General features: G+C 40.6%; 15 protein-coding genes. 6 read left to right on the top strand and 9 right to left on the bottom strand.

The features are described 5' to 3' along the window. Together ACX3PZ_RS10550 and ACX3PZ_RS10545 are read left to right on the top strand one after the other, a co-directional pair. The coding region (locus ACX3PZ_RS10550; protein ID WP_459112739.1) for an RHS repeat-associated core domain-containing protein at positions 1-857 on the top strand (857 nt) is incomplete at its 5' end. 23 nt (positions 858-880) lie between these two features. Continuing rightward, positions 881-1,276: a DUF3997 domain-containing protein gene (locus tag ACX3PZ_RS10545; protein ID WP_459084401.1), complete on the top strand. Its 396-nt coding sequence runs from the start codon at positions 881-883 to the stop codon at positions 1,274-1,276. Between the two features lie 275 nt (positions 1,277-1,551). Here ACX3PZ_RS10545 and ACX3PZ_RS10540 read toward each other — a convergent pair whose 3' ends face one another. Both ACX3PZ_RS10540 and ACX3PZ_RS10535 read right to left on the bottom strand, forming a co-directional pair. Then, on the bottom strand, positions 1,552-4,014 hold the full coding sequence (locus ACX3PZ_RS10540; RefSeq protein ID WP_459084400.1) for a DUF5916 domain-containing protein: 2,463 nt from the start codon (positions 4,012-4,014) through the stop codon (positions 1,552-1,554). A 69-nt stretch (positions 4,015-4,083) separates the two neighbouring features. Then, positions 4,084-4,851: a DUF3108 domain-containing protein gene (locus ACX3PZ_RS10535; RefSeq protein WP_459084399.1), complete on the bottom strand. Its 768-nt coding sequence runs from the start codon at positions 4,849-4,851 to the stop codon at positions 4,084-4,086. Between the two features lie 155 nt (positions 4,852-5,006). Between ACX3PZ_RS10535 and ACX3PZ_RS10530 the strand changes: the two genes are divergently transcribed. Both ACX3PZ_RS10530 and ACX3PZ_RS10525 read left to right on the top strand, forming a co-directional pair. After that, the gene (locus ACX3PZ_RS10530) at positions 5,007-6,062 is read left to right on the top strand and encodes an NAD(P)/FAD-dependent oxidoreductase (protein ID WP_459084398.1); all 1,056 of its coding nucleotides are present in this window, start codon (positions 5,007-5,009) and stop codon (positions 6,060-6,062) included. 17 nt (positions 6,063-6,079) lie between these two features. Further along, positions 6,080-6,412: a 2Fe-2S iron-sulfur cluster-binding protein gene (locus ACX3PZ_RS10525; protein WP_459084397.1), complete on the top strand. Its 333-nt coding sequence runs from the start codon at positions 6,080-6,082 to the stop codon at positions 6,410-6,412. Positions 6,413-6,541: 129 nt separating this feature from the next. Here ACX3PZ_RS10525 and ACX3PZ_RS10520 read toward each other — a convergent pair whose 3' ends face one another. Continuing rightward, positions 6,542-7,984, bottom strand: a complete 1,443-nt coding sequence (locus tag ACX3PZ_RS10520) for an aminoacyl-histidine dipeptidase (RefSeq protein WP_459084396.1) — start codon at positions 7,982-7,984, stop codon at positions 6,542-6,544. Positions 7,985-8,068: 84 nt separating this feature from the next. Then, the gene (locus ACX3PZ_RS10515; protein WP_459112738.1) at positions 8,069-8,488 is read right to left on the bottom strand and encodes a hypothetical protein; all 420 of its coding nucleotides are present in this window, start codon (positions 8,486-8,488) and stop codon (positions 8,069-8,071) included. A gap of 188 nt (positions 8,489-8,676) precedes the next feature. Here ACX3PZ_RS10515 and recR point away from each other — a divergent pair, with 188 nt between their 5' ends. Next, complete coding sequence (recR, locus tag ACX3PZ_RS10510; RefSeq protein WP_459084394.1) at positions 8,677-9,288, top strand: recombination mediator RecR; 612 nt, start codon at positions 8,677-8,679, stop codon at positions 9,286-9,288. Positions 9,289-9,389: 101 nt separating this feature from the next. On the opposite strand, the gene secG is transcribed toward recR, so the two are convergent. From secG to ACX3PZ_RS10495, 3 genes are all read right to left on the bottom strand, one after another. Further along, complete coding sequence (gene secG, locus ACX3PZ_RS10505; protein ID WP_459112737.1) at positions 9,390-9,731, bottom strand: preprotein translocase subunit SecG; 342 nt, start codon at positions 9,729-9,731, stop codon at positions 9,390-9,392. 230 nt (positions 9,732-9,961) lie between these two features. Next, entirely contained in the window at positions 9,962-12,007 is a 2,046-nt protein-coding gene (locus tag ACX3PZ_RS10500) for a M16 family metallopeptidase (protein WP_459084391.1), read from the bottom strand. A 19-nt stretch (positions 12,008-12,026) separates the two neighbouring features. Continuing rightward, positions 12,027-13,364, bottom strand: coding sequence for a M16 family metallopeptidase (locus ACX3PZ_RS10495; RefSeq protein WP_459112736.1), 1,338 nt, complete (start codon positions 13,362-13,364; stop codon positions 12,027-12,029). 342 nt (positions 13,365-13,706) lie between these two features. Between ACX3PZ_RS10495 and ACX3PZ_RS10490 the strand changes: the two genes are divergently transcribed. Further along, entirely contained in the window at positions 13,707-16,043 is a 2,337-nt protein-coding gene (locus tag ACX3PZ_RS10490) for an ATP-dependent helicase (RefSeq protein ID WP_459084388.1), read from the top strand. A gap of 48 nt (positions 16,044-16,091) precedes the next feature. Here the strand turns inward: ACX3PZ_RS10490 and ACX3PZ_RS10485 are convergent, their stop codons facing one another. Continuing rightward, on the bottom strand, positions 16,092-16,475 hold the full coding sequence (locus tag ACX3PZ_RS10485) for a DUF3037 domain-containing protein (RefSeq protein WP_459084387.1): 384 nt from the start codon (positions 16,473-16,475) through the stop codon (positions 16,092-16,094). Continuing rightward, on the bottom strand, positions 16,462-17,241 hold the full coding sequence (locus ACX3PZ_RS10480) for a HipA family kinase (RefSeq protein ID WP_459084386.1): 780 nt from the start codon (positions 17,239-17,241) through the stop codon (positions 16,462-16,464). Before ACX3PZ_RS10480 ends, ACX3PZ_RS10485 begins: the two co-directional genes overlap by 14 nt. Positions 17,242-17,296: the final 55 nt, after the last annotated feature.

Raw genomic sequence — 17,296 nt, 5'->3', positions numbered from 1 at the left:
ATATTGCTTCGTCCGATTATAATTATAAGTACAACGGTAAGGAACTACAGGTAACAGGAATGTATGACTACGGCGCACGTTTTTACATGCCGGATCTAGGAAGATGGAGTGTTGTGGATCCGCTGACGGAAAATCAACCAAACAAGACACCATACCATTATGTAAGCAACAATCCTATCAACAGAATAGATCCAACAGGGATGTTAGACAATCCTATTTATGATACGTACGGAAACTTTTTAGGTACAGATCATAAAGGATTGCAAGGTAAAGCTATCGTAATGAATAAGGAAAACTTTACACAAGGTATGTCCCACGAAGATGCTCTTAGTCATAGTTTAGGTGCGAAAGGTTTAAGCAGTTTCGAAACTCAATCGAGTTTGCTTTCACATTTCAACGGGCTAAAAGACAGACCAGATTATGATGGAAGCGTAACTTTAAATGAAGCTAATGATTGGTACAGAAATGGCAATGGAGAACCACTTTTTGCTGATTTAGGACGGTTAAATTTAGGTTCTATTACTCCAAACCAATTTGAAAACAACGATATAACGTACTTTAATTTATTATTCAGAGGAAATAGAAAAGATGGTCTTGTTTATGGAACAATAGGACTGACAAATCTAGGAAATAATGAAGTAAAAGGATATTTTGATGACTATGATTTTGATATAAGACCTTGGAACAGTGCGGTAAATGTAATCAGGAATATAGAAACTAAAGTAGGTGATTGGAAATCAGGTAATGGAACTGGTTATCGAATTCATTTCTATGGAAAAGGAAGGATAAGCCCTAATAGAGAAGTTTTTACACCTGATAACCCAGGATTACTAAAACCGGGAGAAATTAAATGGTAATTTTAGATTTAATATTGTAGAATATGAAAATTATAATGTTAATATTATCTACAATGCTTTTTGCATCGTGTGGAGGAGGGACGAGTGATTATGCTGAAAAACTTCCGGGAGGTTACCAATTTATAAGTGAAAGCAAAGATCAAAGTTTTATATATGGCAAGAATAAACAATTTATTCCTTGTAGTGTTATATCTTATACATTTAATAATGATTTTATTTTAGTTTATCAACAGCCTTCAGATCCCTGTATTCACACAGAAGCTACAGGAATAAAGATCGCAAATATAGATGTGATACAATTTTGGATTATCGATGTACAACAAGAATCACTAATGGGGCCATTTACATTATCGGAATTTATGAACCAACGTAAAAAAATGGGTGTACCTGATGAATTAGAGCTTATAATAAAAATATAGATTTTTTAAACAATAGATCATAAACACCAGACATTTAGCTTGGCATTTTGGTTTTTTGAGGTATCAAATAAGTAGTAAGAGCAAGGATAGTATCATTATCGAGGGATGCCCGTATCATACTTATTTGTTCGATTTTTTTTATTGAAAATATAATTTCTTTTCGAATAGAAACGCCCTAATTGATAATCTGGTCAACATCCATATTGTAGTCTTGCCTCGTGCTGTTAATTTTCAGCTGGTATTATGTAATGACTAAACCTTCTTCCTTGCTGACGCTATTTAAAGGAATCTATTTTTCTGCCTTTCAACATACGTTTTGCTGCATTGTAATCGAGGTAGTAAGTCACTTTTAAGGAAAGGGTATTGAGCATAGGTTGATCAAATACATTTTGCAAATTGTGTTTCAAATTGTTAATTGCTTGTGCTTGATAGCTGTCTGCTGCGTTACGATATAGCAGTGTGAGCTGGCTGCCAGGCGCAAACCACCAGCTGTACCTCAAATCAAGATTCCAGAAATTATAAGATCCATCTTGACTGGTTAAATAAGAGGTGGGATTTAAGTTCCCATCCAGAGCTAAACTATGGAAATCGAGGTAATTAACAGTAGACAGGTAATGACGAAATGAAAGATTTAAGGACATTTTTTCGTTAAAAATGTATTGTGATTCAATTGAGTTTTCAAAGGTATGCACATCACGTCTCCCCATTATAATATCTCCTTTGTTGATCTCGACGAAACCTATATCACGAAGATGAATGTCTGTGTTAAATCCATATTCTATCGAGAAGCGATCCGATACACGGTATCGAAAATCAAGTTCCGTGACATATCTGGTCCTACCTGGCTGGTCGTATGTGTAGATTTCGGTATAACCTCCATAGCTAAGTTTTTTACGTTGATCAGAATTGTAGAAAATCCACGGATTCACCATCATGGGTACATTCAAGTGTCTACCAAACATCCGCGGCTCATACATATCCTTCTCACCGAAGGGAGTCACAAGGAGACCAAGCCCCATGTTCTGAAATTTTTTATTAGTTACACTTAAGGTTTGATGAATGTCAAAGCTTCTATATTGATAAGGTTCTAATCGATTCGAGTAGTTTACATTTAGCTGGTAATTTAGATTGTTTAGATTCCCTCTAGGATTTAAATATCGATAGGAATAATATCCGTGATAATTCACGAAATTATTACCTCCTGTATACCCTAAATCGTCGATAGAGTAATTTTTGGTTCTAAGTTTCGCATCTAGAGTATAGCGGTGTGCTCCAGCGGTTTTACCCGCTCCAAGGGAAGCCTCGGTACCGTAAAGGTACCCGTTTGTATTCACGATGCTTTGTTTTAGACTTCCAAAGACATTGTAAGTGTTTTCCTTGTTCGAAATGTCCGCAAGCAAGGCGCTTACGTTAGCATCCCGAAAATGTCCATCTCGTGTTACATTCGTATTGACTAGGGTAACAGAGGAGTTTCCACCAAATCGTTGGTCGAGAACCAGTACGTTGTAATTACTCCAAGGTTCTAATACAACTTCTCTTGATTCCCCCGTGCTAGCATTCGATACTTTCGTAGTGAGTTTTTCCGTGACTGCATTGAAAACACCGATGCCTAGTCCTTTTTTAGTCCTTCCCGAGAGCTTAATCGCATTAAATAAATTGACTTTGGATGCTGTGGCCCCCGCTTCTTCGCCGGGTTGAAGATTTAGGCTCCCCGTAGGACTTCCTCCCACTCTGCGGGAATAGAATAGGTTCCCTTTTCCAAAGAGTTCGGTTCCTTCCATAAAGAAAGAGCGGTTCTCCTCGTATTGTTGTTCAAACGGACCTAAATTTAATACAGCCTCGTCAAAGGAAGCTTGGCCAAAGTCGGGAATAAGGGTCATATCTAATGTGAAGGCTTCATTGAGACCGTATTTTAAATCCATACCCCCATTCACATTCAAATCGCTATTTTGCTTGTAATTCGTAAAATAGCTTGATAGATAGGGAGTGAAGGAAAGTCTCGTAGGGGGACTTAAGTTTTCCATACCTGTTAGAAGCCCGTCATACAATAAAAACGAACCCTTCGCATTGTCGACAAAATTCCATGTATATTGAATTTGCTTTTTTTGCAAGTTGGTGATGAAATTGATTCCCCATTTTTGAATTTGTTCTTTTGGGAATCGTAATTCAGAATACGGAATTTTTATTTCCGTTTTCCAGCCTTTGTCGTCGCGTTTTACGGCGCTGTACCAAATGGCATTCCAGCTGTAGTCATCGTTTGCGTTAATTAAGATCTTTGCATCGGCTTGGACGCCTGAGGCTTGTACCAAAAATAGCAAACTTTGCTGGTTATCGTTATTTCCATTCAACGTAATTGCGAAAAAATCATCATTTCCAATTTGATCCCTTTCCATTAGCTCGCGAGCTATTTCGTCGGGATTAGGATGAAGTATTTGTACTCCAAAATAGATTCCGGTATCGTCATATAGGACTTTGACCGTCGTGGCATGCTCTGGGAGTTCTTTTTGGCCCTTGTTTGGGGATCTTTCGATAAATTGATTTGCGATGGGCGCATTTGCCCATGCGTCTTCGTCCATGACTCCATCAATTCGGATGGGGCTTGAGGTACGTACAGTCACAATCTCCTTTGGAGGTTGAACCGTGGGGGTTTGCTGCGCCTGGGCCAAGCCAATTGCAAATAAAAAACAGCTAAGTGTAAAGTATACTTTCATCGTAAGGTCCATCTTACTATAGGACACTAGAAGACTTTACTTTGTTACATCGAAAAGGGAATTAATTGAAAAAAAACGAAAATAGGATCGTTTTTTTTACTTGAATTTCAACGGATATTTCACGTTAGAATAATTTTCAATGCTTGCTTTCAGAGAGCCGACCGTTAGCTCCGCTTGGACTAAAAGCGGTACATGGTTGCGATCATTTGAAATCCACATAGTCACACCTTCTCTCGCCTTGAATACGCGTCCGCTCAACACCATAGGGGTGATTCGAATGGCACTAATGGATCCGAATTTTGTTTTTATGGTTTCGTATTTGTCAACACGAAGTTGGAATGGAAAAAGATTGTCGTCAATCCAAACGTTCATTTTTATCGTTCGTCCAGGTTTGAGTTCTAGACTATCCAGTCCTCTCAAATGGTAAAAGGCCGATAGCATGTCTTGTATTCCTTTTACAGTTTGAATTCTCCTTGGAGGATTAGAAGGCGTTTTCTTGTCCGTGAGTACAAGGCTGTGATTGCGCTGGTTGAATTTTGCTTCTAGATGCTGCGAATACCCCCCTTCTTTTACATTCCGGATGTAAAAGCTTGGAAGTCCTGTGTTAAAATTGATATAACTTTCGTACAAATCATTCACTCTAAATAGGGCTCTTACAGCACCTGTCGACTGTCCTATACCTTTTACATAGAGATGGGGCAAGCCCCCGTACGTGGTTTTTTGCGCAGACAAGGTCGCTGTACCCGCATTCAAAACGCCGTAATGAATTCTATAGTGCAATATTTCGCCTGATTTAATGTTTTCTAACTGCCCATACCCAAAGACTAGGAAAGAGAGAAAGAATAGGCTGAAAATTTTCTTCATAGCATGTGTTTTGCAAATACTTTGCCATTGTTAAAAATGCTTCTATTGTGATATAAATCAGCTAATAGGTCAATTCGTACTTAGCCGTTTGCGAGGCTAATTTCGTATTTTTTTTGTACTTTCGCAAAGTTTAAATAACCAAATTTTAAAGAGCAATGATCACGACCGACTTACTTATAATCGGCGCTGGACCTACCGGTCTTTTTGCCGTGTTCGAAGCAGGATTACTTAAAATAAAATGCCACATTATTGATGCGCTTCCTCAGCCTGGAGGTCAGCTTTCTGAACTTTATCCTAAGAAGCCCATTTTTGACATCCCTGGATTTCCAAGCATTAATGCAGGTGAGCTTGTGGATAATTTGATGGAACAGATCAAGCAGTTTCAACCGGGCTTTACTTTAGGAGAAACCGCCGTAAGCCTTGAAAAAGTTGATGACGATTACTTTGAAGTGGTGACAAACAAAGGAACTGTGCATCGCGCAAGAGCGGTTGCTATTGCAGGAGGCTTAGGTACCTTTGAGCCTCGTAAACCTGAGCATTTAGAAAACCTAGCCCAATTTGAAGAGAACGGAATAGAATACTTTGTAAAGGACCCAGAGCATTTTAGAGGAAAAAAAGTAGTGATCGCTGGAGGTGGAGATTCTGCCTTAGATTGGAGTATCTTTTTGGCTGACATTGCAAGCAGTGTCACGTTAATTCATAGAAGAAATGAATTTAGAGGAGCACTCGATTCAGTAGAGAAAGTTCAAATTCTTAAAGATCAAGGTCGAATTAACCTAATTACACCGGCTGAAGTGAAGTCACTGAAAGGTGGCAGTCATTTAGAAAGCATTACGGTGGAAACCAATGGGGAATCTCTTGAAATTGAAACCGATTTCTTTATTCCACTTTTCGGACTAACACCGAAATTAGGGGATTTAAACAATTGGGGACTTGAGATTGAAAAGAATGCAATCAAAGTAAACAATTCTCTAGATTACCAAACCAATATTGAAGGCGTATATGCCATAGGGGATATCAATACCTACCCAGGAAAGTTGAAACTGATCTTATGTGGATTCCACGAAGCTACCCTTATGTGTCAAAGTGTTTATAACCGTATGAACCCAGGAAAAAAATTCGTTTTAAAGTACACGACGGTAAGTGGAGTAGATGGGTTTGACGGAAGCCGTAAGGAAGCGGAAAAAGCCGTGGTTAAGAAAATTGATTAATCTAAACAAGTTGTAGAATGTCAGACATCACCGTAAATCTTATTGACCGCGAAGGTGTGCGCCATGAAATGGTGGTACCCACCGATATGTCCATGAATTTGATGGAAGCGATTCGCTCTTATGAGCTAGCGGAGGAAGGGACCATTGGCGTATGCGGCGGAATGGCTATGTGCGCATCCTGTCAAGTCTATGTACTAGGAGGTCAGGATTCACTAGAAGACATGGGAGACGAAGAGGATGCCATGCTTGGTGAGGCTTACCACGTGAAAGAAAACTCTCGTTTAGGCTGCCAGATCTTTTTAACGCCAGAACTTGATGGATTAGAGGTCGCTCTCGCACCTTATCCGTAAACCAATAGCAAGAACAAACAAAGAGCCGTCTCCATTTCTATGGGGACGGCTCTTTGTTTAAAATAGGTTCTTTTTTGCATTCACGGTATTCCCCTTAAAAGGCTTGCCGCAAAAGGCGCTATTCCTTTTTTATTTCTCAGGAATGTTTTTGAGAATTTCTTTTAAGAAATCCCAGAATTTTTGAGTAGAAGAAATACTTGCTTTCTCGTCCGGCGAGTGAGCTCCTCGGATGGTAGGTCCAAAACTAACCATTTCCATCTCGGGGTAATTCGCTCCAATGATTCCGCACTCTAGGCCTGCGTGACAGGCAACTACTTGCGGTTTTGATTTGAATTTCTCTTCGTAGATCTTTTCCATGATTTTCACGATTTCAGAGCCAGGTTTTGGCTTCCAACCTGGATAAGCGCCGCTTAGTTCCACTTCCATTCCGGCTAAGGTAAAGACCGCTTCAAGTTGATTGGCTACACTGGTCTTACTCGATTCTACTGAAGAGCGAGATAGGCATAAGATTTTTAGGTCTCCGTCTTTAAGTTCCACTCTTGCTATGTTGTTAGAGGATTCTACTAAATCTTCTACATCCGGGCTCATACGGTACACTCCGTTGTGAGCAGAACTTAGCGCTAGGACTATTTTTTTAGAATCCTGCGCAGAAATTGATTTCTTTTCACTTGAAAAGTTTTCAACTTGGATCACTAGGTCTTTTTCAACGCTTGCGAACTCATCCAGGATTTCTGCTTTTAGAACGGTACACGCTTCAATAAATTCTACTGCGTGGCGTACGCTTACAACCGCAGAGGCTTCTCTTGGAATCGCATTGCGAAGGCCTCCTCCGTCGATGGAGACAAGTTCGAGGTTTTGATCTTTTAATCCTAAATGGAGAAAACGGGCAAGAAGTACATTCGCATTCCCTAATCCTTTGTGGATGTCCATGCCGGAATGTCCCCCATTAAGTCCTTTGATTTCGATTTTTACACCCATACCGCTTGCGGCCTGAAGACTGTAGTTGGCTCTCGCACTTACGTCTACGCCACCAGCGCATCCGATGTCAATTTCATCGTCTTCTTCAGTATCTAAATTGAGAAGGATTTCTCCAGTTAATTCTCCCGGTTGAAGACCCATTGCACCTGTCATGCCAGTTTCTTCATCAATTGTGAATAAAGCTTCCAAAGCAGGATGCGGAATTTCGGTAGATTCTAAGATGGACATAATGGCTGCGACTCCAAGTCCATTGTCTGCACCTAGAGTAGTTCCCTTTGCTTTTACCCAATCTTGGTCAATTTCCATTTGAATACCCATGGTATCAAAGTCGAAATTGACGTCGTTATTTTTTTGACAAACCATATCTAAGTGGGATTGCATCACAATGGTTTTTCGAGATTCCATGCCTGGGGTGGCCGGTTTTCGTATAATCACATTGCCTACAGAATCTACTTTTGTATCAAGCCCTAGGCTCGTACCAAATTCTTGAATGAAGGCAATGACTTTTTCTTCTTTTTTGGAAGGTCTTGGAATGCTATTTAGCTTTTCAAAATTTTTCCAAATGACCTTAGGTTCTATTGTGGTTAAATTCATAAAAGTTGATTTTGCTCAAATTTAAGGATTAAATTGCGCAACTGAAATTTTCTCAGCCTTAAGTTCACGCTTGTTAAGGAAATTTTAACATCCACATTCGCCGTAAATCATAGATTCGATGATAATCCCTTCCTCTGTCGTAAGTGTCATTTTGCCTTGATAAAGAGCCGTCTCTACTTCTCCTTGATCAATTTTTTTAGCCTTCAGTAGGAGATTGAAATCTTTTCCTTTGGATTCAAGTATAAGACTGTCGTTTCCCGTGACCTCATTTTTGTCTCCATACTTAATTTGAATCCCGTTGTCGCCAAGTTGCAAGAAAACGCTCTTTTCAAAATCGTCTACATAAATGTAGTTTTGATTAATGAACTCTTTGCGAGTGGCCCCGAAATAGCAAGAACAGCCCTCCACTTGTTGGGGGAACGCAAAAGATTTGAAAGTGAGTTTTTCGCCCTTTTCTAGTGCTTTTTGTACGGATGAGTTTGCAAGGGTTGGACTAGTTTTCATTTCGGCTTTCGATGAGGTCTCCTTCTTTTGGCAAGAAAAGAGAAGAAAAGCACTTAGGATCAAGGAAAAAACGAAATAGGTTTTTAGTCTCCGCATAGATTTTATTTGATATTCAAAGATAAGAGGAAATCCATTAGTTTCCTATATGGAATTTCTTTAGGCTCAGTCAAATATTTTATCTTTGCGCGATGGAGTATCCGAGTAAAGTTTTATCAAAAGCAGTAGAAGAGATTTCGGGGCTTCCTGGAATTGGGAAAAAGTCTGCCCTTCGCCTTGCACTTCATCTTCTAAAACAGCATGATTCTCAAGCGTTAGCGCTATCTGAGGCCATTGCAAAATTAGTGACTGAAATAAAGTATTGCAAAGAATGCCACAATTTTTCTGACCAAGAGGTATGTGATTTGTGTCGAAGCGAGAGTAGGGATTCTTCCCAAATATGCGTGGTGGAAGACGTAAGAGATGTAATGGCCATTGAGAACACGGGCAAGTTTAAGGGCAAATATTTAGTTTTAGGAGGCAAGATTTCCCCGATGGAAGGGGTCGGGCCCTCGCAACTAAATATAGGGGCTTTAGAGTCCAAACTCAATAGCGGAACCATAAGAGAACTTATTTTCGCTTTGAGTGCGACGATGGAAGGAGATACGACTGCGTACTATCTATATAAAAAATTAAAGTCGCATCCCGTTGCATTTTCCTCCATTGCAAGAGGGATTTCGGTAGGGGATGAGCTTGAATATGCAGATGAAATTTCTTTGGGTCGTTCCATTCAAAACCGTGTACCCTACAGGGAGTCGGATTAAGGGAAGTTGCAAATGCAAAATCGACCTTAATTTCAAATTAAGGTCGATTTTTTTATTGTAATGTTTTCCCCGATCGTGCTCGAGGTTAACGTAAGCTCTCTTTATTTCGTTGCAGGTAGGGTCGCTGCCGGTGTACTTTGTGCAGGCGCCGAGGTTGCAGGCGCTGTGCTTTGTGTAGGAACGGCTTGACGAACGGCCTTAGGGCTAGGTTTAGCAGTCAGAACTACACTTAGTACAATTAAAGCTACAATGACAATCCCAAGTGTCCATGTTGCTTTTTCCATGAAGTCGTTTGTTCTTTGAACCCCAAATTGAGCGGCTCCTGAACCCCCGAATGTTCCTGATAATCCTCCACCTTTTGGGTTTTGTGCCATCACAATGATGATCAGTAAAACCGATGCGATGATGATTAGGATCATGAATAATGTAAAAATTGTACCCATCTGTTGTCTTAAAAATTAGGTTGCAAATATACTCATTTAGTTCTATTTCCCAAAACTATAAGTCGTAAAACTTTGGATCGCGGGGTCTTTTTAAACCCTGGAGCCAGCCAGATGAAAAAAGCCGTCTCAAAATTTATTTTGAGACGGCTCGCTTTCGTTCTTTACCTTGTGTATTCTCCCTAGGTCAGGGAATTAAGGTTAGACCTATTAGGGACTGAATACCTAGAGATTTATTTGAAATCCGCTGGGGTTACATTTTTATTCATTTCCACTTTGGTCACAACCACTGTAAAAGATTGTGGACCTGCCTGCGTTTCAAGAGTCGTTGGAATTTTAATCCCGTCGAACGCCTTGTAATCTTTGTATAGTGTAGTGGAAAGAATATCGCCCTGAGGTGTGGAAATAGTCTGCTCCGTTTTAGCAAGTTCACCGGTTTTCACATTGAAATACTCGATTTTTTTTGCATCGGTATTGGATACTTTGTAGAAATCTACCCCCGCTTCGCTAACTTGTCCATCCACTTTGCTTTTTGCAAAAGCAGGAGAAAGTACTGGGAAAACGGTATTGTATCCTTTTAATCCTTTGACTTGCTCTGGAGTGAAATCAATTTTTTGTCCCATTTGAGAAACGTATCCTGCATTTCCATCAAAGACATTTTTGATTTCGATTCCCATGATTTTGATCAAAGTAAGGGATTTGTCTGGAAACTCGTATTTGCCCGTGAATTCTCCTTCCATGTTCATCATGCTCATTTTGCCTTCTTGAACCATGGTTTTTATTTTGCTAACTGCTGTGGCACCGCCTACAAATTCTAGGTATTTTGCCTTGATTTCATCCGTCGTTACGTTGACCTGCTTTTTAGCAGCCGCAGGATCTGCAATTGTATTTCCGTAAGAATCATAGAAATTAATTGGATATCCTAACTTACGTAAACTTGGAGTGATTTCTTCTGCTTTTCCAGTCACTATAATTCTTGCCTGCTCAGGTTTGAAGTATTTCTTGGCTACTCGAAGAACGTCATCCACGCTCACTTTGTTAATGTTTTGAATGTACGATGCATAGAAATTCTTGTCTAAGTCATTCGTTTTTGTGGTTAACGCTTGGCTTGCCACGGTTTGCGGACGCTCAAGGGATAACACGAAGTTGCCTAAGAATTTAGCCTTTACATTTTCAAGTTCTGTTTGATCAACTTTGTTCAAAGTCATGCCCTTGATTTCTTTGATCGTTTCGACCACTGCCGAATCCGTTACGTTATTTCGAACCGTTGTACTTGTCATAAAACGACCGATATATCTCGAGTCAGAAACGCCACCTCTTGCTCCGTACGTCCAACCGTGAGCTTCGCGAAGATTCATGTTCAGTTTGGAATTGAAGTCACCCCCTAAGATGGTAGAGGCCACTTGAACCGCATAATAGTCTGGGTCTTTCTTTGTAAGTTGCACAGGGTAGGCCACTGAAATAACCGATTGAACGGCATTCGGCATGTTCACAACATCTACTTCCGTTTTCGTTACAGAAGAGACACTAGGAAGTGCTGGGATTGCAAGATTGCCCGCTTTCCAGGAAGAAAACTGTTTCTCTGCTAAAGTTTTTGCATCTTTTTCATTAATGTCTCCTACAAATACAAGGTATGCGTTGTTTGGTTTGTAGTATTTGTTATAATAGTCTTTTACATCTTGTAAGGTGATTGCGGAGATTTTCTCTTCGGTATCGTACTCAGCGAAAGGATGGGTTTTTCCGTAAGTTAGAACACTAGTCATACGAGAGGCTGCTGCATCCACACTTTTCGCATCGGCTTTAAGTCCTTCTATGTAGCGTGCTTTCACTGCATCAAATTCAGCCTGCGAGAAGTTCGGATTCAAAGCTCCGTCTGCAAAATAACCGAAGATTTCATTGAAATATTTGGTTAAAGCAGAAGCGCTAGCGCCTTCGCTCCAATAGCTTACACGTGCACCTAATTGTTCGATTTTATTGTTGAACTCGTCTTTAGAAAGACTTTGGGTTCCGGTTCCTAGCATTTCCCCTAGAAGACCGTCCACTCCTTTCTTCGCACCTAAAGCAAAGGGTTTGTTGTCGATGCTTAGCGTGGTGCTAATTCGAGGAAGTTTATTGTTCTCAACGACAATGACCGTAAGTCCATTCTTTAATTTGAACTCATTCGACTTTCCGAGGTTTACCACAGGAGCGGGTCCTGGTTTTGGCATCGGTCTGTCGATTTGTGCGCTAAACGACACAGCGACCAACGCCAGGGCAAGGGATATTATTTTTGTTCTCATAGAAATTCTCTGTTAATAATTAGTTGGTTTTTTTGTCTTTCGTGGATTCCGGTAAGTAATTCACGATGACACGTTGGTTTTTGCCTAGGTATTTTTTAGCGACCTCTCTAATGTCTTCTCTTGAGACCGATTGGTAGGTTTTCAGTTGCGTATTAATTTTGTTCGTATCGCCTTGAAGCATGTAAGCGTCTGCAAGTTGATGTGCGATGTTTTCTACGCCAGAACGCTGAGACACAAAACCATTTTCTACCGTGTTAAGTAGTTTTTGGTAGTCAGACTCTGAAATAAGGTCCGTTTGCACTTTCTCAATGTCTTGCTGGATGTCCGCTTCTAATTTCTCTAGAGGTACTGCTCCTTGTGGAAGCACGCCAATGGTATAGATTCCATAATCTTCCATTTGACGGTTAAAGGCGAAGATTTGCAACGCTTCTTTTTTCTGGTCTACATATTTTTTATACAAAACAGAACTTTTTCCTCCTGACAAGTAGGTAGATAGCATGTCTAATGCAACGGCATCTTTCGACTTGTTGTCTGGCGTTCTATAGTTGATGGCAAGTAAAGGAATCTGAATGTTGCTATCGTATTCCGTTACGCGACGCTCTTGGGTGATAGGCGTTTCTTTCGGAAAGCTTTTGGTTAACGGAGCTCCTTTTGGAATGTTTCCGAAATACTGTTGAATCATTTTCTTAGCTTCTGGCGTTTTGAAATCTCCAGCCACGACAAGAACGGCATTGTTAGGGATGTAAAACGTTTTGCTAAAATGTTTGAAGTCTTCTAATTTCGCACTGCTCAAATCTTCAAAAGATCCAATGACGCTCCAACGGTACGGGTGCTTGTCAAAAATATGGGGAGACAAAGCCTCACCGTAACTAAAACGGCCGTAAGGTTGATTGTCTAGCCTTTGTCTTTTTTCTTCTTGTACTACTTCTTTTTGCGTGTCTACACCCACTTGGTTGATAATGGGCTGTAACAAACGGTCTGATTCCATCCAAAGTCCTAACTCAAGGTTATTGGATGGGAAGGTTTCATAATAGTACGTACGGTCTGTGGTTGTATTTGCATTGTTTGAGCCTCCATGAGCGGAAACAATTTTAAACCATTCCCCACGATCGATGTTATGAGTTCCCTCAAATAATAAATGTTCGAAGAAATGGGCGAACCCTGTTTTCCCCGCTTGCTCATCTTTCGAGCCTACGTGGTACATTACCGAGGTCGTTACGACGGGTGCCGTATTGTCCTGGTGAAGAATCACGTGAAGACCGTTGTCTAAATCGTATTCTTCAAATTTAATTTGCTGTGCGCTTACAAATGCCCCAAGTAGGGCAATGGCCGCAGCAGAAAGAAGTTTTTTGTTCATAGTATGAATTTTGTAGTATATAGGTGGTTTTTTTATATCAAATGTTACATTTTGGTCGTTTATAAAGATAAAAAAATATGCGATTCCCAAAGGGGATTTCAGTGCATTTTTATTATTCTTACAAAATCTTCGGTTTTGAAATTCTCTTTTTTCTGTTTTGTTCTTATTTTTATGAAGGCAAGATCCGCTTGTTTTGCACGTGACTTTCCCCTCGATTAAAATTTTGTTGGGGAATCGTTTATCAGTCGTTTTCGATTCCTGGGAAAACAGAAATTGTTTTGTCAAAAAAGCGAGAAAATATTTCCTTAACTTTGTAAATTCTAATATTTTTCACTCAGCATAATGGATTACCTCAAAGGATTAAACGAAGCCCAACACGAAGCAGTTATTACTACAAAAGGACCTCTTATGGTGCTTGCCGGAGCGGGTTCTGGTAAAACCCGGGTGCTTACAATGCGCATTGCGCATCTCATTACCCAAGGGGTAAGTCCTTTCCATATTTTGGCTCTGACCTTTACCAACAAAGCAGCCAAGGAAATGAAGGAGAGGATCGCAAAAGTGGTGGGTCAAAGTGACGCCAAGTCGTTATGGATGGGAACTTTTCACTCTGTTTTTGCAAGGATTTTAAGGAGCGAAGCGATGCTGCTAGGATTTCCGTCTAATTTTACCATTTACGATGCGCAGGATTCTTTGAATGTGCTTAAAAAAGTTTTGAAAGAACTCTCTATTGACCAGGATCTTTACAAACCGAAAAAAGTTCTGAGTCGAATTTCTAATTATAAGAATAATTTAATCACCGTAAAGGCTTATTTTAACAATCCGGAGCTTATTGAGGCGGATGAAAAGGCCAATATGAAATCCATGGGTGCGATTTACAAAAGATACGTAGACACATGCTACCGGAATGGAGCCATGGATTTTGATGATTTGCTGTTAAGAACAAATGAACTTCTTACTCGTTTTCCTGAAGTTCTTGCTAAATACCAAGATCGGTTCCGCTATATTTTAGTAGACGAGTACCAAGATACCAACCATTCTCAGTATTTAATTGTGAAGGCTCTTGCTTCCAAATTTGAAAACATTTGCGTCGTTGGAGACGATGCGCAAAGTATCTATTCCTTTCGAGGTGCGAACATCTATAATATCTTGAATTTTAAGAAAGATTACCCGGATGCGGTGACTGTGGCACTGGAGCAAAATTACCGTTCTACTCAAAACATTGTCGACGCAGCGAACGATGTTATTGCTAAAAATACCCAACAGTTCAAAAAGAATGTTTTCAGTGACAATGAAATTGGTGAGAAAATAAAAGTGTACCGGGCGCTTTCCGATGCGGACGAAGCTGGATTCGTAGCGGGAAACATTTGGCAACTCCACAATTCAGAGCAAAAGAACTTTAGTGATTTTGCCATTCTTTATAGGACCAATTCTCAGACAAGAGCATTTGAAGATGCACTCAGAAAGAAAAACATTCCGTACCGAGTGTACGGAGGCCTTTCTTTCTATCAAAGAAGAGAAGTAAAAGACCTATTGGCATATCTACGCCTGCTTGTCAATGAAAACGATAACGAGGCCTTCAGCCGAATTGTAAATTATCCTACCAGGGGTATTGGAGAAACGACGCAGAACAAACTGCTCGTTTTTGCAGATTCAAGAAACCTAAGTCTGTCCGCGGTCTTAGCGGACCTGCCTATGTATGCTCCCAGTTTAGGGTTAAACAATGGGGTCCTTAGAAAACTAGCGGATTTCTGGAGTATGATTCAGGCTTTTAAAGTCCTATTGAAGTCGGAGGATGTCTACCAAGTTGCGATGGAAGTAGCCAAGCGCAGTGGGCTCATCAAATTCCTAAAAGACGACCAAACTCCAGAAGGAATCTCAAGGGTAGAGAATGTCCAAGAGCTCCTAAATTCCATGCGCGGATTCATAGACGAGCAACAACAAATTGAGGATGGTGATCCAAGCCTTAGCAACTTTCTAGGGTCCATTGCGCTCTCCACCGATGCGGACAAGGAGAAGGACGACGATCCTAACAAAGTGTCACTAATGACCATCCACTTATCCAAAGGGCTAGAGTTTCCAATTGTCCATTTGGTAGGTCTTGAAGAAAATCTATTTCCTAGTTTTATGAGTTCTTCGACGCGAGAAGAGCTTGAGGAAGAAAGAAGGCTTTTCTATGTGGCCCTAACTAGAGCGGAGAAGAGAGTCTTTTTGACGTATGCGATATCAAGATTCCAATGGGGAAAGATTACGGATGCGGAGCCTTCGCGGTTTTTAAGTGAAGTGAATACGAATTATATGGAATTTATCAATCCTGCAATGGAGAGTCGCTTTGTGAATCATGCAGGGCTCAAAAGTTCACTCTTCGATGACCAAGTAGGAGAGCCTCGAACTTTTCGAAAATTGGAGCCTAAAAAAGCCCTTCGAAAAACGCAGGAATTGGAAGAATCGAAACTATCAAAGAATTTAAAACCAGTGACCAGCGCTAGAATAAACGGTCCGAGTGGAACGAGCGATCAAGATATTGAGGTTGGAGACAAAGTACGCCATGAACGTTTTGGGCTGGGGGAGGTCCTCTTTTTGGACGGAAGCGATCCGAGCAATATCAAAGCTAAGGTGAAATTTCAAAACGAGGGAGAGAAAAACCTAATTTTAAAATTTGCCAAACTAATTAAACTTTAATTGTGGCTCCCAAGGGTTGGCAGGAGACTGAATCCAGAAACCTTAGCCCTATTGAACCAATTCCTCGAAGAGACGCTCAAAAGTCGCCTGCAGATCTGAACTTTTGCCTGGATGCGGTCTTGAAGTTTGAATGGAACTACTACGAAGGGCCGTGAGCCAGCGGAAACGTTCCGTTAGATCGAGCTCAGCAATCGGTCCAGACGAAGGATCCCCCTTCGCAATGCGTTGAAAGTTTTCTAAACTTTGTTTTACCTCCTGGAAATCCAGTTTGCTTTGCATGAGATTAAATTTCTTTTCACAAAGATGAATGCGAGACTCAATGTATTTTTCTTTTTTTGAGAATAGAATAAGTCCCACGTTAAAAAATTCTTCGCGTTCAACTTGGGGTACCAATCGGATGACCGCGTACTCGTACAATTTATTTTCTTGCATTTTTGGCATGGTCTAGAAATAGGTGTGAGTTATCAAGTCTGGTTTTCAAAAACGTGTGGTAAATCGCTCGGATTTCCTGCGGACTTTGGTCGGTGTCTTCCCACTTGAGCCACTCCATAGGAATTAAATTCACGACCTCCCATAGGGTCTGGTCGTTTAGAATGCTCTTTGCAAATTCATCTGCCTGATCGAGTCGATGGGCTTTCGGAAGTAGCACATGGTCTTTCACGTAAGGAAAAGGAGATTTCGCCGCTTGGTCAAAGTTTTGCCAAGAGTGATGAAAATAAAGGGAGGCGCCGTTGTCAATGACCCAAAGCTCCTTGTGCCATAACAAAAGATTTGTGTTTTTGTAAGTGCGATCAATGTTGGTAATGAAGCAGTCTAACCAAACGATTTTCGAAGCTAATAAATAATCTACCTTCATGCTGGGTTCGTAACTAAGGGCACCCGAAAGATAATGGAGCCCTAGATTAAGTCCTTTTGAGAATTTTAGTAAATCTTGGATTTCTTCGTCTCCTTCGGTTTGACCAAATTCTTCTCCAAGATGAACCAGAACAAGTTCCGGCATATTTAAGCCAAGTAGTTTTGCAAGGGTACCTCCAATGAGTTCGGAAATTAGCATTTTAACGCCGTGTCCTGAGCCTTTAAATTTCACAACGTATTTGAAATCGTCGTCGGCTTCGGCAAGAGCCGGCAGACTTCCGCCTTCGCGAAGGGGAAGAATGTAGCGTGTCACGGTGACAGAACGAAGGGATAGATCTTGCATAAGGCAAATTTAGGGTTAAAGTTTCTATTTTGCATGATTTATTTGATGGAGGCAA

This window comes from Chryseobacterium sp. A321, assembly GCF_054489265.1.
Note: the sequence above shows the minus strand (reverse complement) of the source record. Positions and strands in the feature narration are given on the sequence as shown.